The organism is Pseudomonas sp. HY2-MNA-CIBAN-0224, assembly GCF_040310285.1.
Lineage (GTDB): Bacteria > Pseudomonadota > Gammaproteobacteria > Pseudomonadales > Pseudomonadaceae > Aquipseudomonas > Aquipseudomonas helleri.
The window spans coordinates 17,465-40,130 of the sequence record NZ_JBEOPQ010000030.1; the positions used below are offsets into that span (position 1 = coordinate 17,465).

A 22,666-nucleotide genomic window follows, 5' to 3' on the forward strand; every position below is an offset into this window, starting at 1 on the left:
TCTTTACTGTCATGGCCTATCGAATCCTGGTGGCTGGTTTCCAGCATGAAACCAATACCTTCGCGCCCTCCAAAGCCGAATACGAAAACTTCGTCAGGGGCGAAGGTTTTCCGCAAATGGTCAGGGGCGCGGACGTGCTGAAATTACGCGAGGTCAACATCCCCGCAGGCGGCTTTCTGATTGAGGCCGAGCGACTGGGCTATGAGGTGGTTCCAGTGATCTGGGCCGGAGCCAGCCCGTCAGCCCATGTCACCCAAGCGGCCTACGAGCGCATTGCCAATGAAATCATCCAGGCGGCTGCCAGCCAGACACTGGACGGCCTCTATCTGGACCTGCATGGCGCTATGGTTGCCGAACATACCCATGACGGTGAAGGCACACTGCTGAGCCGGCTGCGTGCCGTGGTGGGGCCGGACATACCGATCGTGGTCTCACTGGACCTGCACGCCAACGTGACCGATTTGATGCTCGAACAGGCCGATGCCATGGTTGCCTTTCGAACCTATCCCCACGTGGACATGGCTGAAACCGGCATAAAAGCCGCGCAACTGCTTGATCTGCGACTGCGTTGCGGGAAACTGCAGCACGCCAGTCTGCGACTGCCCTTCCTGATTCCGGTCAACGGCATGTGCACCCTGCTGGAGCCCGCGCGCAGCCTTTACCAGCAACTGGAGCACCTTGAATCAGAAAGCCTGTCGCTGTCCTTCACCCCCGGCTTTCCGGCTGCCGATTTCGAAGAGTGCGGGCCGGTCATCTGGGGCTATGGGCTGGATCCGCAGGCGCTGCAAGCCGCCGTCGGCGCCCTGTATGACAAGCTGGTCAGCGAAGAAGATCAATGGGAAGTGCCGCTTCTGCTTCCAGACGATGCCGTGCGCCAGGCCATGGCATTGGCAGCGTCGGCCCAACGCCCCATCGTGATTGCAGACACCCAGGACAACCCCGGCGCAGGTGGCGACGGCAATACCATGGGCATGCTCAAAGCCCTGTTAAGCCACCAGGCGCGTAACGCTGCCATCGGTTTGATCTATGATCCTGCGGCCGTTCAGGCCGCGATTGCCGCCGGGCTGGGTGGTTTTATTGACATCGCGCTGGGCGGGCAATCCGGCGTGCCGGGGGATGAGCCATTACAAGGCCGCTTTGAAGTCACCCACCTGTCTGACGGCCGCTGCCGCTTCGAAGGCCCCATGATGAATGGCATGGACGTTGATGTCGGCCCGGTGGCGGGTCTGAAAATCGACGATGTGAGCATTGCCGTCAGCTCAAGCAAATGCCAGATGCTGGACCGTTCCCTGTACCGGCTGGCCGGCATCGACCCTGAAAAAATGAGCGTGCTGATCAACAAAAGCTCCGTGCATTTTCGCGCCGACTTCCAACCCATCGCCGAGCACATCCTGGTGGCCAAAGCACCCGGTCCGATGACCGCAGACCCGGCGGACATCCCGTGGACAAGGTTGCGTGAAGGCATCCGCTTAAAGCCGAACGGGCCTGCGTTCCATCACTGAATCAAAAAGGATGACCTGAGCATTTCGTGCAGATGCACTGCCGCATGATGGGACGTATCCGTCAGCAGATAAACGTGATGCTCAGGCAAGCCAGGCAACGCCATCTGAAGAATCAGCGAACCGTCATCGGCCGCCCCCTGGGCTTCCACAATGCCCAACGCCAAACCGCTTCTCACACACGCCAATACAGCGTGGGAATTGGCACTCTCCAGCAGGATCCGGTAACGGATCCCGGCGGCTTTCAAGATCGCCAGCGCTGACTCCCGGTACGGGCAGCCACTCAATTGCAGGGCAATCGGCAAAGGCTGATCTGGATCGTACTTGAAGCCAGCAGCCGCCGCCCAGCACGGCTGTGTAGAACGCAGCCGCTCAGCATGGCTCAGTTGCTCATGACTGACAGCGATGGTCAGGTCCAGTTGCTTGCGTGCAAACAGATCGAGCAGTTCAGTACTGGATTTGACCACCACTTCAAGCTCCAGAGCCGGATTGCCCGCGACGAACAGCGGTAAAAAGTCCGCCATCAATTGCTCGGCATAACCGTCTGGCACTCCCATACGAACCTTGCCCGTCATCAGTTGTGGCGACAACGTTGCCAACAGCCGGTCATGGGCCATCAAAAAGCGCGTGGTTTCGCCCAACAGTTGCCGCCCCGCAGGCGTCAACTCAACGAGTTGATTGTTGCGGACCAAAAGTTGATGCCCAACCTTTGCCTCAAGTTTCTGGATCTGCGTTGTCACTGCCGAAGGGCTGCGATGGACGTAATCGGCCGCATCCTTGAAGCGCCTGAACCTGGCCACGGCCTGGAAGGTTCTGAGCACATCAATGTCGAGGGCTCTGCCCATGAGGTCACCTGATTTCGTTATGTCGAACCAGCGATTCGATTTATTCAACTGTACAGGGTTTACACCCACTCCTATGGTGGGGTCAACACATGCCAGCCACTGCACGCGCAACCTCAACCGGAGCAAACAAGACCACTCAAACCACCGTATGGAGTGACACCGATGAGCCTGAATGACTTTGTTGTAGATGCCCTCATACGCACCGAACGCTATAAGAACACCCAACTATGGACCGTTGAGAACCACGCCAAATACTCGACCCTGACCGCCCCCCTGGCCAGTTCTGGCAACCCTTCGCGCTTCAACTTGCAAATATTTCAGCTCATGTGCGCCTTGAATCAGCAAGGCATGGCCGAGGATGGGCTGTGTGCCGACGCCCAAGGCCAGGGCGCACTCAAAGACATTCTCGGCACGCTTGCCGAGCGTCTGGCCCTGCTGAGCGAGAATCGCCATGTGCACTATGTTGAATTAGGCCCTGAACCGATCAAAACCGCGCACTTGCTGGGGCGGATCACTGAGGCTTGCACCTCCCTGCGCTATACCGCCATCGACATCAATCAGACCTCAGAAAGCGTAATGCGTGACGCGGTGTTTCCAATCGTGGAACAGCATGGCAGCTTCAATTACATCGCCGCCGACTATCGAACCGTTGAACGTGCCGACCTGCATCATGAGCAGGACATTACCCTGATTACCTTGCTTGGCTTTCAAGAAGGCAACGAGTTGCCGGTGACCACCGGACGACTCATTCGCAGCCTCGCGAGCGACGCCACATACATCATTTCGGAGATGCAGATCTACGAAGAAGGGCTGCAAAGCAACATCCACGCTTTTTATGCCAACCCGCACATGATCAGGTTTTCGCAGGTAGTTGCCCTGCAGCAAGGCTTCATCCCGCTGGATGAGCATGCTGTCACCCTCGTGAGATTCAAACTGCTGGATGAGCTGATCCATGTGGCCGTCACCCTGCAACCCGTTGAGAAGGGACGCCAACAAGGCTGCCTGCTGACCAATATCTGCCTCAAATACACCCCTGAACAGTTCCGTCGCATCAGATCTCGACACTGCAACTGCAGCGTGCTGGATGAGTTCGCCAGCGGTGATGGCTCTGTGCGTTATCAGATTGCCAAATACCTCCAATAGCAACACCACAGGGAGCCATGAACCATGGATCACACAGACCCGCTACCCCTGTTTGAGCGCGGCGTCGGGCGAGTAAAACTGGCGCTGAAATCCACGTTGAGAAAAAGGTCGCGCAGTGCCTCGCCCGCTGCCGACGAGCAAGCGCTCTGGCGTGACGACCTGCTCTGCCAGGCAAACCTTACGATCAGCGATGCGCGAACACTTGCCGACCTGGGCTACGCCTTGAGCCCGCACCCCGACATACCGGCCGAAACGATCACCGCAGTGGCTTGCGCGCACCGGTTGTTCACGCCCGAAGCCGTGGCGACTCTTCAAGACATCTGCACGCGTCTGGAAGAACATGCAGATGACAGCGACTGGATCATTTCCCGGCGCACACGCGCAGTCACCACGCTATCGCCGTTCATCAACGCCATGATGAACAGTCGCCGCTTCCTGTTGGCCATCTCGCGCATTGCGGGCGTCCCCCTGGTGCCCTACCCCATGCTCAATGCCCGGTCGCAGATCAATTATTTCTATCCCAAGCCTGAGCATGAACAGCAGCAACTCGGTATGTGGCATACCGACGGCACCAACTATGTGCTGAACATTGTGCTAACGCGCTCGTCAGACTACACCGGCGGAGAATTCGTCTTTCATAACAGCACAGTCGAGTCTTTCGACGCCCTTAATCACCGTACGTTCGAAACCGCCCCGCTGATCGAACCCGGTGATGCGCTATTCATTTATGGCAGTCGATTGTTTCATGGCGTTCGGCCAGTAAGCACCGGCCGACGCATGTCGTTGGTGCTGTCCTTCCACTGCCCTTACGCCCGTCAAGATTCCAACCAGTTCTGGCACCTCGCCTCAGACGACGGCATCCCCGCGACCATTCCCAACTGGTTAAAACTGCGCTGGGCCTTACAGCGCTCAGCCGCCAGACAATTCGCACGTATCGGTATCGCCCCCATTACCTTTGAAGAACTGCGCTATCCAGAGAGTTGACTATGTCACGCAGCACGCTGTATCTGTTTTCACTGCAAGCCGTCTTCGTCCTGTCCTGGAGTTCGGGCTTTATCGGCGCCCGCTTGGGCACTGAAGATGCTGGCGCCATCAACCTGCTGTTCTGGCGGTTCCTGCTGGTCACTGCGTGTTTGCTGCCGTTTGTCTGGCAGCGACTGTGGGCATTGTCCCGGGCACAGTTGCGCTATAACGCCATTATTGGCTTCCTGTCTCAGTTCGCTTACCTGGTCAGTGTCTATATCGCCATACGTGGCGGCCTGCCCGCCGGGATAGCGGCGATTATCTGCGCACTGCAGCCACTGATCACCGCCGCCCTGGCCGCACGGGGCAACCACGAGCGCAGCGGCTTGCAAGAATGGCTTGGGCTGGTGATCGGATTCAGCGGGGTCGGCATCGTGATCTGCGGCGAGTATGCCCTGTCCGATAACAACATCGGCATTGGCCTGTATGCCCTGCCATTGATCGCGGCGATCACCCTGTCTATCGCCACGTTGTATCAGCGCCAGCAATCGGTATTGGCAACCGGACACAGCAAGGACGGCCAGCTAATGCCACTGTTTCTACAATCGGCCACCACGCTGGTCCTGCTGTTTGCTGCCGGTTTGGCACTGAATGACATCCAGGTGCCCACCCAGGCCAATGTCTGGGTGGCCGTCGGCTGGTTGACGCTGTTCTCAACGTTTATTGCTTACCTCAGCCTGTGGACCCTGCTCAAGCGAATGTCCGCTACTCGCGTGTCGGCGCTGGTCTATCTGGAGCCGCCGGTCACCTTGCTGTGGGCCGCCCTGATGTTTGGCGACGCCCTGCACTGGACCACCTACGTGGGCATTTTGGTGGTGGCCACTGGAGTCCTGATTACCCGGCGGCGCAGCCATGCCTGCGCCGTTTGCAGTGAAGCGTGAGAAGGCAATCAAACTTGGGCGACGAGCAATCAGTGGGCAATGCACACCGATTTAAGCTCAGTACAGGCCTCAATCACTGAACGGCCAAATTCACGCCCCATGCCCGATTGTTTAACACCCCCAAATGGCATCGCCGGGTCCAGCAGGACATGGGCGTTGACCCACACGGTGCCAGCTTCGATGCATGGCACCAGGTTAAGCGCTTTGGTCAGGTCGTTGGTCCAGAGGCTGGCAGCCAGGCCGTAGCGGTTGTCGTTGGCCAGCTCAATAGCGGTGTCCTCATCGTCAAACGGCATGACAGCCAGCACAGGACCAAACACTTCCTCGCGGGCCACCGCCATGCTGTGGTCAATGTCTGCGAGGATGGTCGGCTGCACATAGAACCCCTCACCTTCCTGCGATTCACCCCCCAACGCCACGCGCGCACCTTGCTCGCGCGCCAGTTCGATGTGCTTGAGCACGCTCTGTTGCTGTTTACGCGACACCAAAGGATTGATCGCTGCATCGCAATTCATGCCCGCGCCCATCGGCAACGCCGAGACTGCAGCGGCGAGCCCTTCGACAAAACGATCGTGAATCGAGCGGTGCACATAGAAGCGCGATGCCGCCGCACACACCTGGCCATTGTTCAACAGACCGCCGAGGATCGCGCCCTGGATGGCTTTGTCGACGTCAGCATCGGCCAGGATGATCATCGGGTTCTTGCCGCCCAGTTCCAGGGCAAACCGCGTCATGTTCTCCATGCAAGCCACGCCGACACTTTTGCCCACATGGGTGGAGCCGGTGAACGACACCTTGCTCACCAGTGGGTGGCTGGTCAACCTACCGCCGACTGAAGCGCCACCGCCGGTCACCACGTTGAATACGCCAGCCGGAATACCCGCCTCAACCGCCAGTTCAGCGAGGCGCATGGCGGTCAGCGGGGTTTCCATCGCCGGTTTAATGATCACCGTGCAACCGCTGGCCAGCGCTGGCATCAGTTTCCAGGCGGCGATCATCAGCGGGAAGTTCCACGGCACGATACCCACCACCACACCGACCGGCTCACGCTTGGTGAACGTGGTGAACTTCGCCCCCTGCGGAAGGGGAATCGACACATCAAAGGTCTGGCCTTCAATTTTCGTCGCCCAACCGGACATGTAGCGCATGAATTCAACGGTGGCATTGAGGTCCAGCGCCCGCGCCATATTGATCGACTTGCCCTGACTCAGCGTTTCAAGCTGCGCCAGTTCTTCAGCGTGTTCTTCAACCAGGCGAGTGAAATTCAGCAGGATCCGTTCCCGATCGGCCGGACGCAAACCGGACCACACACCCGACTTGAAAGCCGCGCGAGACGACTGTACGGCCTGTTCAACCAGGTGTGGCGGTGCATCCAGGGTTTCGCACAGCACTTGACCCGTCGCCGGGTTGAGTACTGCAATGGTTTGCCCATCTGCCAATACCCATTGGCCGTCAATAAAGCAGCCATGGCGACGATCGAGGAATGCGGCAACCTGTGGCAGGATTTCAACGTTGCTCATAAAGCACCTTTCTTTCAATTGAGTTGCAAGCCGTTCACTGTTACCGGCAAGGTTGACGCGATTGTCGATGCTCGACGCCAAGCCGGGTTTTCCCTGCGTGCCAGTTGTATTGGCTGATTTGCCAAACGTTGCGCAACCTGGATCGCAGGCTGAACAACGGTTGCGAATAAGGCGGCCTGACAATTCAGGCACGCAGCACAAGGATTTTGGCGAGAATCCAAAAGCATCCCTCCACGCGCTGTAGCAAAGTGCTGCCTGACACTGTCCTCGGTTTACCTCAAGGAAATCAGAAATGCTTTCGCCCGCCGCTTTGCTCAAACGAACGCCCCTGGCCCGACTCGCACTGGCCATTGCCCTGGGCACCTTAGGCCTGCCCGGTTTGCAGTCCAACGCCCACGCCCATGGCGGCGCCGCCGAAATGGTGCCGCTGCAGTCAACCCTTGAAGCGTTTGGCGCCACCGTCAAATGGGACGATTACGCCGATGTGTTTGTGATTGCCAAGGACGGCGCCTACCTCAAGGTGAAACCCGACAGCAAAGTCGCCGTGCTCAACGGCAAGCGCATGGAGTTGACGGTGCCAGTGGTGTTCAAGGGCAAGACGGCGTTCATGTCCAAAGACTTCATCAACCAGGTGTTCCAGTCCGATCTGGACAAAACATTTGTCATCGAAACCCGCCCCAGCCCGCTCAACCCGCTGAGCGCGGATGAGATCAACACTGCGGTCGAGATCATCAAGACATCCGGGCACTACACACCGGGTTTGCGTTTCACCGAAATCTCGGTGCATACCCCGCCCAAGGACCAGGTGTGGAATTTCATCTACACCGGGCAAAAACCTGCACAGCCGCGTCAGGCCAATATCGTGGTGCTGGACGGAAAGCACGTGATTGAAGGCCAGGTCGATCTGGACAGCAAAACCCTGCTGTCGTGGAAGCCCATTGAAGGCGCTCACGGCATGGTGCTGCTGGACGACTTTGCCACCGTGCAGTCCGTGATCGATACCAGCCCCGAGTACGCCCAGGCGCTGGCCAAACGTGGCATCACTGACATTAAAAAAGTGGTGACGACACCCCTCACCGTGGGCTATTTCGACGGCAAGGACGGTCTGACCCAAGACAAGCGCCTGCTGAAAATCGTCAGCTACCTCGATGTTGGTGACGGCAACTACTGGGCCCATCCGATCGAAGGGCTGGTCGCGGTGGTCGACCTGGAGCAAAAGAAACTCATCAAGGTCGAGGATGGAGGAGTGATTCCGGTCCCCATAAAAGCCACCCCCTACGATGGTCGCGATCGCAAGAGCGTCGCGCTAAAGCCGCTGGAGATCATCGAGCCGGAGGGCAAGAACTACACCATTACCGGCAACAGCATTCATTGGCAGAACTGGGACTTGCATGTGCGTCTCGACTCGCGGGTCGGGCCGATCCTGTCTACCGTCACTTATGACGACAAGGGCAATAAACGCAAGATCATGTACGAGGGCAACCTGGGCGGCATGATCGTGCCGTACGGGGACCCGGACGCAGGCTGGTATTTCAAGGCGTATCTGGATTCGGGCGACTACGGCATGGGCACGCTCACCTCGCCGATTGCCCGTGGTAAAGACGCTCCGCAAAATGCCGTGCTGCTGGATGCAACCATTGCTGATTACACCGGTGCACCCACCACAATCCCTCACGCCCTCGCTGTGTTCGAACGTTACGCCGGTCCAGAATACAAACACCAGGAAATGGGCCAGCCCAACCTGAGCGCCGAGCGGCGTGAATTGGTGATCCGCTGGATCAGCACCGTGGGCAACTACGACTACATCTTCGACTGGGTCTTGCAGCAGAACGGCACCATTGGCATCGACGTAGGCGCTACGGGTATCGAAGCGGTCAAGGGCGTGAAAAGTAAAACCATGCATGAAGCAACCGCCAAGGAAGACACTCGCTACGGCACCCTGATCGACCACAACATCGTCGGCACCACCCACCAGCACATCTATAACTTTCGCCTGGACATGGACATAGACGGGGAAAACAACTCACTGGTCGAAATAAACCCGGTCATCGCGCCAAACGACCGTGGCGGACCCCGCACCAGCACCATGCAGACCGAACAGCGGGTGGTCAGCACCGAACAGCAAGCGGCACAGAAATTCGACCCATCGACCGTGCGCCTGCTGAGCAACCTTAATAAGGAAAACAAAGTCGGCAACCCCGTGTCCTACCAACTGATCCCATATGCCGGTGGCACTCACCCGGTGGCCAAGGGCGCCAACTTCGGCAAGGACGAATGGCTCTACCACCGCTTGAGCTTCATGGACAAACAACTCTGGGTGACGCGCTACAACCCGGACGAAAAGTACCCGGAAGGCAAATACCCGAACCGCTCGCAAACCGACACCGGGCTGGGGCAGTTCACCCATGATAACCAGTCCATCGACAACACCGACAATGTGGTGTGGCTCACCACCGGTACAACCCACATCGCCAGGGCCGAGGAATGGCCGATCATGCCGACCGAGTGGGTACACGTGCTGTTGAAACCGTGGAACTTCTTCGATGAGACTCCGACGCTGAACCTCAACGCGGCAAAATAACCTGTATAAGCCATGCCCCTGTCACCGTGGTGACGGGGGCATTGTTGTATCAGGCGTACTGCTTGCGGTATTCACCAGGCGAAATACCAAAGCGCGACTTGAACGCGGTAGAGAAGTAGCTCGAATCGGAAAACCCCCATGAGTAGCCCAGTGCCGACAACTTCTGTTCGGTACGCGACTGACGAAGGGATTCGGCACACAGGTCAAGGCGGCGATTTTTGATATAGCGCGCCACCACCAGGCCCTTGCGGGCAAACATCCGGTACAACCCGCGCATCGACACCCCCACCTCCCGCGCCAGCAGTTCGGGGCAGAGTTCTTCCGAGCGAATATGCTCATCGATATAGCCGAGGGTCTTGCGAAAAATACGCTCATGCACATCGTCGACGCCTTCACTCTGGCTGATGGCCGGGCGCAGCAGGCTGATCACGGCATCCAGGGTCGCTTCGCTTTCCTGCTGGCTCAAGTTGGTCTGGCGCGCAGCGTCCAGTATCAAGTGGTGCGACAACGTGGCAATGGGTGACTTCGCGCCGATCAAGTGGCCGCACTTGACCGGGGTATAGCGCAAGGACTGCTCGATCAGCCGATGCGGCAGGATCAAAGACAGCTGCCGGGAGTTTTCGTGGTAAGTAAAATCGCTGGGCTGGGAGGCGTCGATCAAGGTGATGTCACCGGCGCACAGCGACACCCGGTTGTCGCCCTGCGCCATGCAGGCGCTGCCGTCAAGCTGGAACACCGCAAAGTACTTGCCGCCTTCGCTCGCTGCGACTTCCTTCGGCGTGCGGTACAGCCGCGCCTGACAAGCATCGACAAAGCTGAGTTTGAGTGCACCGCTCTGGTATTCACGGATGTGACCGGAAAACTCATCGCCCAAGGTTTGCGCACTGAAGGCGCCGCAGATGCGGTTGACCTGATGGATCCATTGATCGAAGCAGTCACGGCGCTGTGCAATTGAAGAATTCATGTGAGGCCTCACGCAGGTTTATTGTTTTTATCTACGTTGATCCACGCTAAAACGAACAGCGACTCTCCTGGGATGTTGGCGGCTTATTTAAGCCCGCCAAAACGCCGATAGAAACTCTCTCCGACATCCGGCAACGGCCCATCGGCCGTTTCCAGTGCACTGTTCAACCACTCCTCCGCCTTGGCGAAGATCAAACGGTAGATATTTCGGCACAGCTGTCGTGCAGCCCGGCCCTCCCAGTCGCCGGGCAGCAGTTCGTCTGGCAACTGCGGGTCACGCAGCAGCAATTTACGGTACTCATGCACTAGCAGAAGACGTGCCAGGAAGCAGTCTGACGGCAGCAAATTGTCCTGCTCGCGCAGGGCTTGCCAGAGCGGTCGGAACAACTTGATGAACTCGCTGTAATGGGTCGCCAGCTCCTCGATATTCCAGCTTTCACGCACCTGCAGACGCAAGGCCTTGGAGGCCATTACATCCTGCGCGGTGGTCTCGAAGACAATGGTGTCTTCCTGGGCATCGAGGTCGGCCAGGGTCGCGTTAACGTCGGCACGATCACTGCGCGGGCAGGCCAGCAGCACCGGAGAAATTGCACCAAAACCTTGCCACTCCAGCTCTTCGCGCACTTGTTTGCGCTTGTCCTGAGCCAGTTGCGTGAGCATTACCAGGCACCACGAGCCATCCCAGGCCGGAACGGTCGAGCTGTAGACCCGCTTGAACGCCTTGTCAAAACGCCGACGCCCGGCACCGGTGAGGCTGTAGTAACTGCGTCGGCCGACTTTTTCGGCGCTCAGCCAGCCTTCCTTGGTCAGGCGAAAGATCGACGTGCGGATCAGCCGTTCATTGATCCCGACAGGCTCGAGCAGTTGAATCAAACTCCCCAACCAGACCGTTCCGCCATGGGGCTCAATGGCATCCCCGTACAAGGTGATGATCAGGGAACTGGCGCGAATCGGCGTTTGCTCCTGAAAGCGCGTAATCAGTTGATTCAAGGGGGTCAGGGACGACATGGACGTACCGGGCTGAAAAAAGAAAGGAATATACCGAAAAATTCGGCGCCAGAGTTCACTGGGCGCTGCGCTTGGGGCGCAAACCGCTGTCGCTGATACGCGGCCGGTCGGGCTCCGGCTCGCCAAGCGGCGCGCATTCTTGCATCTGCGTCAGGCAACGCTGGGCCAGGCGCTGATATTCAAGGGTGCCCGTGCGCTTCCAGGCCACTTCTTCATCACTGAGTGTGCGTTTGACGCTGGCCGGTGTGCCCATGACCAATGACTGCGGCGGACACTCGAAACCGGCTTTAACGAACGCCGCCGCAGACACAAATGAGCGCTCACCGATGCGCGCATGGTCCATCACCACGGCATTCATCCCCACCAGCGCATCAGCGCCCACCCGACAGCCGTGCAAAACCGCGCCATGGCCGATGTGGCCGTTGCGCTCCACGACTGTGTCGCTGTCCGGAAAACCATGCATGACGCAGGTGTCCTGAACATTGGCGCCCTCTTCGAGCACGATCCGCCCGAAATCACCGCGCAAACTCGCCAGCGGGCCCACGTAGCAATGCGGGCCAATGATCACATCGCCGATCAGCACCGCTGAAGGGTGGACATAGGCGGTGGGATCGACCACCGGGGTCAGGCCATCGAGGCTGTAACAGGTCATGAACGCTTCCTTTTGACTCAGTGCCTGGCGTATTCGCAAAGCGATGCCAATGTTCGGGCATTTTGTATCACATCACTTTTGTAATCACAATTTACAAAAAAGCGTATCACTTAAAAACCTCTCATCAGCAACCCCGTAAAATCGGCCATACAACGCCTTTAAAGCGCATAAAATCGCGGCTGTCAGATCATAAACCCTCATTAAAAAGCGCTACACAAAAACTCAAATCAACATAATAAGACACGTTAAATTAATTTTATCGTTGCATTTGTGTATCACGTAAAAGCTATACTTGGGCAAAACCGGCCCCTCAGGCCGATCCAATAATGAGCCGGCTGACCGCCGAGCGTGCACCGTGAGGGCATCCGCCATGCCATTAACCCTTGCCGTCGAGTTCATCGAGCCCGGCGTGCGTTTGATTACCTTGCAGCGCCCGCAAGCCTTGAACGCCCTGACCACCCAATTGCTTGGCGAACTGGCCGACGAACTGAACGCTGCGCAAAGCGATCACAACACCCACGCGGTGGTCATCACCGGCAGCGCCAAGGCCTTTGCCGCAGGCGCCGACATCAACGAAATGGCCGAACGCAATCTGGTCGGCATCCTCGACGACCCGCGCCAGGCGTCCTGGCAGACCCTCACTCGTTTCAGCAAGCCGTTGATTGCAGCGGTTAACGGGTTTGCCCTGGGCGGTGGCTGCGAGCTGGCAATGCATGCCGACATCATCATCGCGGGTGAAGACGCACGCTTCGGCCAGCCGGAAATCAACCTGGGGATCATGCCCGGCGCGGGGGGCACCCAACGTCTGCTGCGCGCCGTGGGCAAGTCGATGGCCATGCAAATGGTCCTGACCGGCGAGCCGATCAGCGCCCGCCAGGCCCTGCGCTCAGGGCTGGTGAGTGAAGTGACCCAGCCCGAATTCACTGTCGAACGCGCCCTGCACATCGCCCACAGCATCGCCACCAAGGCGCCGCTGGCCGTGCGTCTGGCCAAAGAGGCGCTGCTCAAGGCGATGGACACCGACCTTGCCAGCGGCCTGCGCCTGGAGCGCCATGCTTTCACCCTGCTGGCCGGCACCCGTGACCGCGATGAAGGCATTCGTGCCTTCCAGGAAAAGCGCCGACCGGCCTTCACCGGCGAATAAACCGCGCACTCGAACGACTTCTCAAGCGAGCATCAAGACCATGACTTTCGAACACATTGTGTTTTCCATTGAGGCCGGCGTTGCGCTGCTCAGCCTCAACCGCCCCGAGCAGCTCAACAGCTTCAACACGCAGATGCACGGCGAGGTCAAGGAAGCCCTGAAACAGGTACGGCAAAACCCCGAAGTACGGGTATTGCTGCTGACCGGTGAAGGCCGCGGCTTTTGCGCCGGGCAAGACCTCAGCGACCGCAATGTGGCGCCCGGCAGCGAAGTGCCGGACCTGGGGCTATCCATCGAGAAATTCTACAACCCGTTGATCCGCCAACTGCGCGATCTGCCCATGCCGGTGATTTGCGCCGTAAATGGCGTGGCGGCCGGGGCCGGGGCCAATATCCCGCTGGCCTGCGACCTGGTGCTGGCGGCGCGCTCGGCCAGCTTTATCCAAGCCTTCTGCAAAATCGGCCTGATCCCGGATTCCGGCGGCACCTGGACCTTACCTCGTCTGGTCGGCATGGCAAGGGCCAAGGCCCTGGCCCTGCTGGGCAACAAACTGAGTGCCGAACAAGCGGAACAATGGGGTTTGATCTACCGCTGTGTAGACGATGCTGAACTGCGCAACGAAGCCCTGATCCTCGCCCGCCACCTGGCCACGCAACCGACCTACGGCCTGGCACTGATCAAGCGCAGCCTCAATGCCAGCCTGAGCAACACCTTCGATGAACAATTGGAGCTGGAAAAAGACCTGCAACGCCTGGCCGGGCGCAGCGACGATTACCGTGAAGGCGTCAGCGCCTTCATGGAAAAACGCAGCCCGCGTTTCAAGGGGTGCTAGCCATGAGCGCACTCAACCTCAATGCTCGCATCGGCGTGATTGGCGCCGGGGCCATGGGCGCCGGGATCGCCCAGGTCGCAGCGCAGGCCGGCCATCAGGTGTTGTTGCTGGATAACCGTCCGGGCGCTGCTGCCCAGGCCATTGACCACATCGATCGGCAACTGGGCAAACGCGTCGAAAACGGCAAGCTCGCCGCCGAAGCCCGAGACGCCACCCTCGCCCGCCTGCACCCGGTCGAAAGCGTACAAGCGCTGGCTGGCTGTGCATTGGTCATCGAAGCCATTGCCGAGAACCTCGAGGCCAAGCGCGCGCTGTTTGTGCAGCTGGAGAGCGTGTGCAGTGCGCAGTGCGTGTTCGCCAGTAACACCTCGTCACTGTCGATCACCGCCATCGCCGCGCCACTCAAGCACCCGCACCGCCTGCTCGGCCTGCATTTTTTCAACCCGGCGCCGGTCATGGCGCTGGTGGAAGTGGTGTGTGGCGTGGCCAGCGACCCGGCGCTCGCCGACTGCTTGTACGACACCGCCAAGGCCTGGGGCAAAAAACCGGTGCACACGCGCTCCACGCCCGGATTTATTGTTAACCGTGTCGCCCGGCCGTTTTACGCCGAAAGCCTGCGCCTGCTGCAAGAAGGCGCAGCCGATGGCCCGACGCTCGATGCGCTGCTGCGTGAGACCGGTGGCTTCGCCATGGGCGCGTTCGAGTTGACCGACCTGATCGGCCATGACGTCAACTACGCAGTCACCTGCTCGGTGTTCGACGCCTATTACGGCGACCCGCGCTTTCAGCCATCACTGGCGCAAAAAGCGCTGGTCGACGCAGGACGCTTGGGGCGCAAAAGCGGTCAGGGTTTCTACTGCTACAGCGAGCAGGCCGAACGCCCCGGCACCAGCACCCTGCCCGATGCTCCAGCTCCGCAAACCTGCGTGGTCGAGGGCGATCTGGGCGCTGCGCAACCGCTGCTCAGCCGCTTGCAAGGCCAGGGCGTGAAGGTCATCCGCCGTGACGGGGGCGGCCTGCTGCGAGTTGGCGATGCAGTACTGGCCCTGAGTGACGGGCGCATGGCGTGCCAACGGGCGCAGGAAGACGGCCTGCGCAATCTGATACTGCTCGACCTTGCCTTCGATTACCGCCAGGCCATGCGCATTGGTATCAGTTGCGCCGCCGGTATCGACCCGCAAGCTTTTGAACAAGGCGTGGGGCTGCTGCAACGGGCCGGGCTGCACGTCAGCCTGCTCAGTGACACCCCGGCGCTGGCGGTGTTGCGCACCGTGGCCATGCTGGCCAACGAGGCTGCCGACGCGCTGCTACAAGGCGTGGCCTCAGCCACTGACATCGATCTGGCGATGCGCGCTGGAGTCAACTACCCCCAAGGTCCGCTGGCCTGGGCTGACGCCATCGGTCCGGCCTATGTGCTGCGGGTGCTGCACAACCTGCAAGCCACGTACGGCGAAGAACGCTATCGGCCGTCGTTACTGCTGCGCCGCCGGGTCGCTGAAGGGAGAACACTGCATGACTGACCTTGAAGCCATGAACCTGGCCAATCAATGCGCCCAGGCAATGCTCAAACGTGACGCGGCCAGCCAGGCCATGGGCATGCATTTACTGGCAGCAGCACCCGGTTGCGCGCACGTGAGCATGAGCGTGCGCGCAGACATGATTCAGGGGCACGGCACCTGCCACGGCGGCTACCTGTTTGCTTTGGCTGACTCGGCATTCGCCCTGGCCTGCAACAGTTACAACGACGCCACCGTCGGCCTCGGTTGCAGCATCGACTACGTTGCTCCGGCCCACCTGGGTGACACCTTGAGCGCCGAATGCCGCGAGCAAAGCCGCGCCGGGCGTACCGGCAACTACGACGTGCGCATTACCAACCAACTGGGCCAGCTGATTGCGCTGTTCCATGGCAAATCCTACAAAGTGCGCGGCACGGTGCTGGCGCAGGAGACCCCCAATGAATGACGCCTTGATCATCGACGCGGTACGCACCCCGATTGGCCGTTATGCCGGTGCCTTGAGCAGCGTGCGCACCGACGACCTTGGCGCGCTGCCGCTGCGTGAGCTGCTGCGCCGTCACCCGCAAGTAGACTGGAACAGCGTCGACGACGTGATCTACGGCTGCGCCAACCAGGCCGGCGAAGACAACCGCAACGTCGCGCGCATGTCGGCCTTGCTCGCCGGGCTGCCAGTGAGTGTGCCGGGCACTACCCTCAATCGTTTGTGCGGTTCCGGGCTGGACGCCATCGGCAACGCCGCCCGCGCCATTCGCTGTGGCGAGGCCGGTTTGATGCTGGCCGGTGGCGTTGAGTCGATGTCACGCGCGCCCATGGTCATGGGCAAGGCCGAGCAGGCGTTTTCTCGCGAGGCACAGCTGTACGACACCACCATCGGCTGGCGCTTTATCAACCCGCTGATGAAACAGGCCCACGGCGTCGATTCGATGCCCGAAACCGCTGAAAACGTCGCGGAGCAGTTCGCTATCTCCCGAGCCGATCAGGACGCCTTTGCTTTACGCAGTCAGCAACGCGCAGCGGCTGCCCAAGCCAGCGGGCGCCTGGCCAAAGAAATCGTCGCGGTACAGATTGCCCAGCGCAAAGGCCCGGCCAAAGTGGTCGAGCACGACGAACACCCCCGCGGTGATACCACCCTCGAACAACTGCAAAAACTCGGCACGCCATTTCGTGCAGGCGGCAGCATCACCGCAGGCAACGCCTCGGGGGTCAATGACGGTGCCTGCGCGCTGTTGCTGGCCAGCCCCGCAGTGGCCAAGCGCTTCGGTTTGGTCGCCCGCGGCCGGGTGGTGGCAATGGCCGCCGCCGGTGTCGAACCGCGCATCATGGGCATTGGTCCGGTACCCGCCACCCACAAGGTGCTGGAGCTGGCCAACCTGAGCCTGGCCGACATGGATGTAATCGAACTCAACGAAGCCTTTGCCGCACAAGGCCTGGCGGTTCTGCGCGAGCTGGGCCTGGCCGACAACGACCCACGGGTAAACCCCAATGGCGGCGCCATTGCCCTGGGCCACCCGCTGGGCATGAGTGGCGCGCGATTGGTCACCACCGCCCTGCATGAGCTGGAAGAACGTCGTGGCCGCTATGCCCTGTGCACCATGTGTATCGGCGTCGGCCAGGGCATAGCGCTGATCATCGAACGCCTGGACGACTAAAAGATTCGCGATTCCCGGGGAGCCGAGCGGTATCCTTGGGGCATGCACTCAAGGCCCGGCATGTAAGCCGGGCTGATAGACAAAAATAATTCGAGTGAACTCATGAACATGCCAATGTCAACGACCGTGCTTAACCCGCTGCTGGACCCGATTGAAACTGCCAGCGTCGATCAATTGCGAGAACACCAGCTTGAACGCCTGCGCTGGAGCCTGGGCCACGCCTACAACAACGTGCCGCTGTACCGTCAGCGCTTCGATGCATTGGGCATTCACCCCAACGACATCACGTCTCTGGCGGATCTGGCCAAGTTCCCCTTCACCACCAAGAACGACCTGCGCGACAGTTACCCGTACGGCATGTTTGCCGTGCCCATGAATGAGGTCGTACGCCTGCACGCCTCCAGCGGCACCACCGGCAAACCAACGGTGGTGGGCTATACCCAGAACGACATCGACACTTGGGCCAATGTGGTTGCCCGCTCGATTCGCGCCGCTGGCGGCCAGCGTGGCGACAAGGTGCATATTTCCTATGGTTACGGCCTGTTTACCGGCGGTCTGGGCGCTCACTACGGGGCCGAACGCCTGGGCTGCACGGTTATCCCGATGTCCGGCGGGCAAACCGAAAAGCAAGTGCAACTGATCAAGGATTTCCAGCCGGACATCATCATGGTCACCCCCTCGTACATGCTCAATATTGCCGATGAGCTGGAACGCCAGGGCATCGACCCGCACAAGCTGGCCTTGCGCCTGGGTATCTTCGGCGCCGAGCCGTGGACCGGCGAACTGCGCAGCGCCATCGAAGCGCGACTGGGCATCACCGCACTGGACATCTACGGCCTCTCGGAAATCATGGGCCCCGGCGTTGCCATGGAGTGCGCAGAAAGCAAAGACGGCCCGACCATTTGGGAAGACCACTTCTACCCCGAAATCATAGACCCGGTCACCGGCGAGGTGCTGCCAGACGGGCAAATGGGCGAACTGGTGTTCACCTCCCTGAGCAAGGAGGCGCTGCCCATGATCCGCTACCGCACCCGCGACCTCACGCGCCTGCTTCCAGGTACGGCGCGGCCCATGCGGCGCATCGACAAAATCACCGGGCGCAGCGATGACATGCTGATCATTCGCGGGGTCAACGTGTTCCCGACCCAGGTCGAGGAACAAGTACTCAAAGTAAAACAACTTTGCGAGAGCTATGAGATCCATCTGTATCGCAATGGCAATCTCGACAGCGTGGACGTGCATGTAGAGCTTAAAGCCGAGCACCAGCACCTCAGCAGCGAACAACAGAGCGCCATAACCAACGAGCTGAGCCGACATATCAAAACCCATATTGGCATCAGTTCCCGTATCGTTTTGCAGCCGCTGCATTCGCTCAAGCGCTCGGAAGGCAAAGCCTGCCACGTGATTGATAAACGCCCTAAAGCCTAACTACTGGCCTGTAGGAGCGAGCTTGTCTCGCGATCTTTTCAGCATCAAAAGATCGCGAGGCAAGCTCGCTCCTACAGATGATTGACGTACAGCCCCGCTTTTGCGGGGCTTTTTTTCGCCTGGCAAAAACCCAAACCCACCGAAAGCGATACAAAAATAAATAGAACACAGTATTTTGTGTTTGATATTAATTTTTGTATCGCTTATAAAGTTCTCCATGCCTATGAACACATGCAAGGCGGGAGAGCCCCATGTACGCACAGCTTGTAGAAACCGGCGTTAAGCGCATCAAGGACCTGGCGGAGATGTCCGATCAGGAACGCGCCTTCCAGGAAAAAATCGACGCCGAAATCAAGATCGAAGCCAAAAACTGGATGCCCGATGCCTATCGGCAAACCCTCATCCGCCAGATCTCTCAACACGCCCACTCAGAAATCGTCGGCATGCTGCCGGAAGGCAACTGGGTCACCCGCGCGCCGTCGCTCAAACGCAAACTGCAATTAATGGCCAAGATCCAGGACGAAGCCGGCCACGGCCTGTACCTGTACAGCGCGATGGAAACCCTGGGCGCCGACCGCGACGAAGAAATCGCCAAGCTGCACAGCGGCAAGGCCAAGTACTCGAGCATCTTCAATTACCCGACCCTGAACTGGGCCGACATGGGCGCGGTCGGCTGGCTGGTAGATGGCGCGGCCATCGTCAACCAGGTGGTGCTGCAACGCACCTCCTACGGGCCCTATTCGCGGGCCATGGTGCGTATCTGCAAGGAAGAGAGCTTTCACCAGCGCCAGGGCTACGAAATCCTCCTGACCATGATGCGCGAAGGCAATCAGGCACAAAAAGACATGGTCCAGGACGCGATCAACCGCCTCTGGTGGCCGTCGCTGATGATGTTCGGCCCCAGCGACGAACACTCCCCCAATAGCGCCCAGTCCATGGCCTGGAAGATCAAACGCCAGAGCAACGACGAATTGCGCCAGCGTTTCATCGACCAAACCATTCCACAGCTTGAACTGCTGGGCTGCACCTGCCCCGACCCGGACCTGAAGTGGAACGCCGAACGCGGTCATTACGACTTTGGCGAAATCCAGTGGAACGAATTCTACGAAGTGCTCAAGGGCAACGGCCCGTGCAACCAGGAGCGCGTCGCCACCCGCCGCAAGGCCATTGAAGACGGCGCCTGGGTGCGCGAAGCCGCCGTCGCCCATGCCCGTAAAAAACACAATAAGAACGCTGCCTGATCCGGAGTTGCCGCTATGTCTGAATGGACCCTTTTTGAAGTCTTTGTGCGCAGCAAGCACGGCCTCAACCACAAGCACGTCGGCAGCGTTCACGCCGCCGATACCACCATGGCCATCGAGAACGCCCGCGAGCTGTACACCCGCCGCAGCGAAGGCGTCAGCCTGTGGGTGGTGCCCTCCAGGTTGATTACCGCCTCGTCGCCGGATGAAAAAGACCCGTTGTTTGACCCGGCCGACGACAAGGTCTACCGCCACGCCAGCTTCTACGAGTTGCCGGCCGAAGTCGGGCACATGTGAGGTCAACCATGAAGCCAACTACTGATCTGATCGAATACCTCCTGCGCCTCGGCGACAGCGCCCTGATCCAGGGCCAGCGCCTGTGCCAGTGGTGCGGCCATGCACCTGCACTGGAAGAAGAACTGGCGCTGATGAACGTCGGCCTCGACCTGGTCGGCCAGGCGCGCAACTGGCTGGAATACGCCGCCGAACTGTTGGATGACGGCCGCGATGCAGACCACCTGGCCTTCCGCCGGGATGAGCGGGCCTATCGCAATTTGCTTCTGGTGGAGCAACCCAATGGCGATTACGCGGTCACCATTCTCAAGCAGTTTTTGTATGACGCTTGGCACCTGCCAGTCCTTGAAGGCCTGAGCCAGTCCAGCGACGAGCGCATCGCCGGTATCGCCGCCAAAGCCGTCAAAGAAGTCACCTACCACCTGCGCCGCTCCAGCGAATGGGTGGAGCGGCTCGGTGACGGCACCGACGAAAGCCACGCGCGCATGCTCGCCGCCCTCCCCGAGGTGTGGCGCTTTACCGTGGAACTGACCAGCGCCGATGACAGCGAACAACGCCTGTGCGAGGCCGCCATCACGCCGGACACCGCCCACGTTGCTGCCACATGGCAGGCCACCGTCAGCGACACGTTTACCCGCGCCACCCTGCCCGTGCCCGCGGCACCGAGCTATTTCTACCTGAATGCGCGACGCGGCCTGCACACCGAACACTTGGGCATATTGCTGGCCGAAATGCAGTTTTTGCCCCGAGCGTACCCCGATGCAACCTGGTGAGCTGATTGCCAGCGACCTCGGCGCGCGCCCGGCGCAACCCACGGACCTGGCGGCGGCGTGGGCCATCCTTGCGCAGGTCATGGACCCGGAAGTGCCGGTGGTCAGCGTGGTCGACCTGGGTATTGTCCGCGATCTGGCCTGGCAAGCCGGGCACCTGCATGTGGTGGTCACGCCCACCTATTCGGGCTGCCCCGCCACAGAAGTGATCGAGAGCGACATTCGAGAGGCATTGGAGCTGGCCGGTTTTCGCGCACCGCTACTGGAGCGCAAATTGACCCCGGCCTGGTCCACCGACTGGATCACCCACAGTGGCCGCGAGCGCCTGCGCGCCTATGGCATCGCACCGCCGCAGGGCAGCGCCAGCAAGCGCACGTTGCTTGGCGAAAGCCCGGTGATTGCCTGCCCGCAATGCGCCAGCACCCACACCGAAGTGCTCAGCGAATTCGGCTCCACCGCCTGCAAGGCACTGTACCGCTGCCGCGACTGCCTGGAACCGTTCGACTATTTCAAATGCATCTGAGGCGCCCTCGGCCGTCTTGGTTGGAGAATAACCATGAGTAAGTTTCACAGCCTGACCATCAAGGATGTGCGCACCGAGACCCGTGATGCGGTGTCCATCGCCTTCGACATTCCGCAGCACCTGCAAGACAGTTTTCACTTCACCCAGGGCCAGCATCTGGTCATGCGCACCCTGCTGGACGGCGAAGAAGTGCGCCGCTCTTATTCGATCTGCACCGGGGTCAATGACGGCGAGCTGCGAATTGCCGTCAAACGTGTCGCAGGCGGCCGTTTTTCGGCCTTTGCCAACGAGCAGTTAAAGGCCGGGCACAGCCTAGAGGTGATGCCGCCCGCCGGGCATTTTCACGTGGAGCTGGACCCGGCGCGCCATGGCAATTACCTGGCGGTGGCGGCAGGCAGCGGCATTACGCCGATTCTCTCGATCATCAAAACCACTTTGCAGACTGAACCGCACAGCCGCGTGACGCTGCTGTACGGCAACCGTTCCAGCTCCGGCGCGCTGTTTCGCGAGCAGCTCGAAGACTTGAAAAACCGCTATTTGCAGCGCTTGAACCTGATCTTCGTGTTTAGCCGTGAGCAGCAGGACGTCGACCTTTATAACGGCCGGATCAACGCTGAAAAATGCACCCAGCTGTTCACCCGCTGGCTCGATGTCAAGCAACTCGACGCCGCGTTTATCTGCGGCCCGCAAGAGATGACCGAAACCGTGCGCGACTGCCTCAAGGCTGAGGGCATGGCGCCAGAGAACATTCATTTCGAACTGTTTGCCGCGGCCGGCAGCCAGCAAAAACGCGAGGCCCGCGAGGCGGCCCGCCAAGTAGACGCTGCGGTCAGCCAGATCACCGTGATCAGCGACGGTCGCGCTCTGGCCTTTGATCTGCCGCGCAACAGCCAGAGCATCCTCGACGCTGGCAACGCGCAGGGTGCCGAGCTGCCGTATTCGTGCAAGGCCGGGGTGTGCTCGACCTGCAAGTGCAAAGTGATCGAAGGCGAAGTGGAGATGGACAGCAACCACGCCCTCGAAGACTACGAGGTGGCTGCCGGATATGTGCTGTCGTGCCAGGCATTCCCGGTCAGTGACAAGGTGGTATTGGACTTCGACCAGCTGTAACACCGTCTCGCCCCACTACAACAATAAGAAGGAGCACACCACC

The 22,666-nt window shown here is 59.9% G+C and carries 21 protein-coding genes; 16 read left to right on the forward strand and 5 right to left on the reverse strand.

Annotated features, from left to right (window positions below; genetic code table 11):
- The first annotated feature begins 11 nt into the window (after positions 1 to 11).
- Positions 12 to 1,502, forward strand: coding sequence for a M81 family metallopeptidase (locus AAEZ03_RS14935; protein WP_350579613.1), 1,491 nt, complete (start codon positions 12 to 14; stop codon positions 1,500 to 1,502).
- On the opposite strand, the gene AAEZ03_RS14940 is transcribed toward AAEZ03_RS14935, so the two are convergent.
- Positions 1,496 to 2,344, reverse strand: coding sequence for a LysR substrate-binding domain-containing protein (locus tag AAEZ03_RS14940; RefSeq protein ID WP_048390670.1), 849 nt, complete (start codon positions 2,342 to 2,344; stop codon positions 1,496 to 1,498). The genes AAEZ03_RS14935 and AAEZ03_RS14940 overlap by 7 nt on opposite strands.
- Positions 2,345 to 2,506: 162 nt before the next feature.
- Here AAEZ03_RS14940 and AAEZ03_RS14945 point away from each other — a divergent pair, with 162 nt between their 5' ends.
- From AAEZ03_RS14945 to AAEZ03_RS14955, 3 genes are read left to right on the forward strand one after another with little or no spacing between them, the layout of a single operon-like run.
- A complete protein-coding gene (locus AAEZ03_RS14945; protein ID WP_350579615.1) occupies positions 2,507 to 3,487 on the forward strand; it encodes a hypothetical protein in 981 nt (326 codons plus the stop codon).
- A 24-nt stretch (positions 3,488 to 3,511) separates the two neighbouring features.
- Complete coding sequence (locus AAEZ03_RS14950) at positions 3,512 to 4,471, forward strand: 2OG-Fe(II) oxygenase (RefSeq protein WP_350579617.1); 960 nt, start codon at positions 3,512 to 3,514, stop codon at positions 4,469 to 4,471.
- A 2-nt stretch (positions 4,472 to 4,473) separates the two neighbouring features.
- On the forward strand, positions 4,474 to 5,391 hold the full coding sequence (locus tag AAEZ03_RS14955; protein ID WP_282363228.1) for a DMT family transporter: 918 nt from the start codon (positions 4,474 to 4,476) through the stop codon (positions 5,389 to 5,391).
- Positions 5,392 to 5,420: 29 nt separating this feature from the next.
- On the opposite strand, the gene AAEZ03_RS14960 is transcribed toward AAEZ03_RS14955, so the two are convergent.
- Positions 5,421 to 6,911 (reverse strand): aldehyde dehydrogenase family protein, encoded by a 1,491-nt coding sequence (locus AAEZ03_RS14960; RefSeq protein WP_350579620.1) that lies wholly within the window; start codon positions 6,909 to 6,911, stop codon positions 5,421 to 5,423.
- Positions 6,912 to 7,203: 292 nt separating this feature from the next.
- Between AAEZ03_RS14960 and tynA the strand changes: the two genes are divergently transcribed.
- Positions 7,204 to 9,492, forward strand: coding sequence for a primary-amine oxidase (gene tynA, locus AAEZ03_RS14965; protein WP_350579622.1), 2,289 nt, complete (start codon positions 7,204 to 7,206; stop codon positions 9,490 to 9,492).
- Positions 9,493 to 9,541: 49 nt separating this feature from the next.
- Here tynA and feaR read toward each other — a convergent pair whose 3' ends face one another.
- The 3 genes from feaR to paaY all read right to left on the reverse strand — a co-directional run bounded on the left by feaR (position 9,542) and on the right by paaY (position 12,115).
- Positions 9,542 to 10,456, reverse strand: a complete 915-nt coding sequence (feaR, locus tag AAEZ03_RS14970) for a transcriptional regulator FeaR (RefSeq protein ID WP_350579624.1) — start codon at positions 10,454 to 10,456, stop codon at positions 9,542 to 9,544.
- 83 nt (positions 10,457 to 10,539) lie between these two features.
- Complete coding sequence (paaX, locus tag AAEZ03_RS14975) at positions 10,540 to 11,463, reverse strand: phenylacetic acid degradation operon negative regulatory protein PaaX (RefSeq protein WP_153332071.1); 924 nt, start codon at positions 11,461 to 11,463, stop codon at positions 10,540 to 10,542.
- A gap of 55 nt (positions 11,464 to 11,518) precedes the next feature.
- Positions 11,519 to 12,115 (reverse strand): phenylacetic acid degradation protein PaaY, encoded by a 597-nt coding sequence (gene paaY, locus AAEZ03_RS14980; protein ID WP_350579626.1) that lies wholly within the window; start codon positions 12,113 to 12,115, stop codon positions 11,519 to 11,521.
- Positions 12,116 to 12,485: 370 nt separating this feature from the next.
- On the opposite strand from paaY, the gene paaF reads away from it, so the two are divergent.
- The 11 genes from paaF to paaE all read left to right on the forward strand — a co-directional run bounded on the left by paaF (position 12,486) and on the right by paaE (position 22,623).
- The gene (gene paaF / locus AAEZ03_RS14985) at positions 12,486 to 13,259 is read left to right on the forward strand and encodes a 2,3-dehydroadipyl-CoA hydratase PaaF (RefSeq protein ID WP_153374920.1); all 774 of its coding nucleotides are present in this window, start codon (positions 12,486 to 12,488) and stop codon (positions 13,257 to 13,259) included.
- 40 nt (positions 13,260 to 13,299) lie between these two features.
- Complete coding sequence (paaG, locus tag AAEZ03_RS14990; RefSeq protein ID WP_048372756.1) at positions 13,300 to 14,091, forward strand: 2-(1,2-epoxy-1,2-dihydrophenyl)acetyl-CoA isomerase PaaG; 792 nt, start codon at positions 13,300 to 13,302, stop codon at positions 14,089 to 14,091.
- Positions 14,092 to 14,093: 2 nt separating this feature from the next.
- Positions 14,094 to 15,611, forward strand: a complete 1,518-nt coding sequence (gene paaH, locus AAEZ03_RS14995; protein WP_350579630.1) for a 3-hydroxyacyl-CoA dehydrogenase PaaH — start codon at positions 14,094 to 14,096, stop codon at positions 15,609 to 15,611.
- Positions 15,604 to 16,053, forward strand: coding sequence for a hydroxyphenylacetyl-CoA thioesterase PaaI (gene paaI, locus AAEZ03_RS15000; protein ID WP_153435264.1), 450 nt, complete (start codon positions 15,604 to 15,606; stop codon positions 16,051 to 16,053). Before paaH ends, paaI begins: the two co-directional genes overlap by 8 nt.
- On the forward strand, positions 16,046 to 17,257 hold the full coding sequence (pcaF, locus tag AAEZ03_RS15005; protein WP_350579632.1) for a 3-oxoadipyl-CoA thiolase: 1,212 nt from the start codon (positions 16,046 to 16,048) through the stop codon (positions 17,255 to 17,257). Before paaI ends, pcaF begins: the two co-directional genes overlap by 8 nt.
- A 102-nt stretch (positions 17,258 to 17,359) precedes the next feature.
- A complete protein-coding gene (gene paaK / locus AAEZ03_RS15010; protein WP_350579635.1) occupies positions 17,360 to 18,685 on the forward strand; it encodes a phenylacetate--CoA ligase PaaK in 1,326 nt (441 codons plus the stop codon).
- Positions 18,686 to 18,936: 251 nt separating this feature from the next.
- A complete protein-coding gene (gene paaA, locus AAEZ03_RS15015) occupies positions 18,937 to 19,926 on the forward strand; it encodes a 1,2-phenylacetyl-CoA epoxidase subunit PaaA (protein WP_048372745.1) in 990 nt (329 codons plus the stop codon).
- 15 nt (positions 19,927 to 19,941) lie between these two features.
- A complete protein-coding gene (gene paaB / locus AAEZ03_RS15020; protein ID WP_153334899.1) occupies positions 19,942 to 20,223 on the forward strand; it encodes a 1,2-phenylacetyl-CoA epoxidase subunit PaaB in 282 nt (93 codons plus the stop codon).
- Positions 20,224 to 20,231: 8 nt separating this feature from the next.
- Positions 20,232 to 20,993: a 1,2-phenylacetyl-CoA epoxidase subunit PaaC gene (gene paaC / locus AAEZ03_RS15025; protein ID WP_153427912.1), complete on the forward strand. Its 762-nt coding sequence runs from the start codon at positions 20,232 to 20,234 to the stop codon at positions 20,991 to 20,993.
- Positions 20,980 to 21,513 (forward strand): 1,2-phenylacetyl-CoA epoxidase subunit PaaD, encoded by a 534-nt coding sequence (gene paaD, locus AAEZ03_RS15030; RefSeq protein ID WP_350579638.1) that lies wholly within the window; start codon positions 20,980 to 20,982, stop codon positions 21,511 to 21,513. Before paaC ends, paaD begins: the two co-directional genes overlap by 14 nt.
- Before the next feature lie 33 nt (positions 21,514 to 21,546).
- On the forward strand, positions 21,547 to 22,623 hold the full coding sequence (gene paaE / locus AAEZ03_RS15035) for a 1,2-phenylacetyl-CoA epoxidase subunit PaaE (protein ID WP_153332277.1): 1,077 nt from the start codon (positions 21,547 to 21,549) through the stop codon (positions 22,621 to 22,623).
- Positions 22,624 to 22,666: the final 43 nt, after the last annotated feature.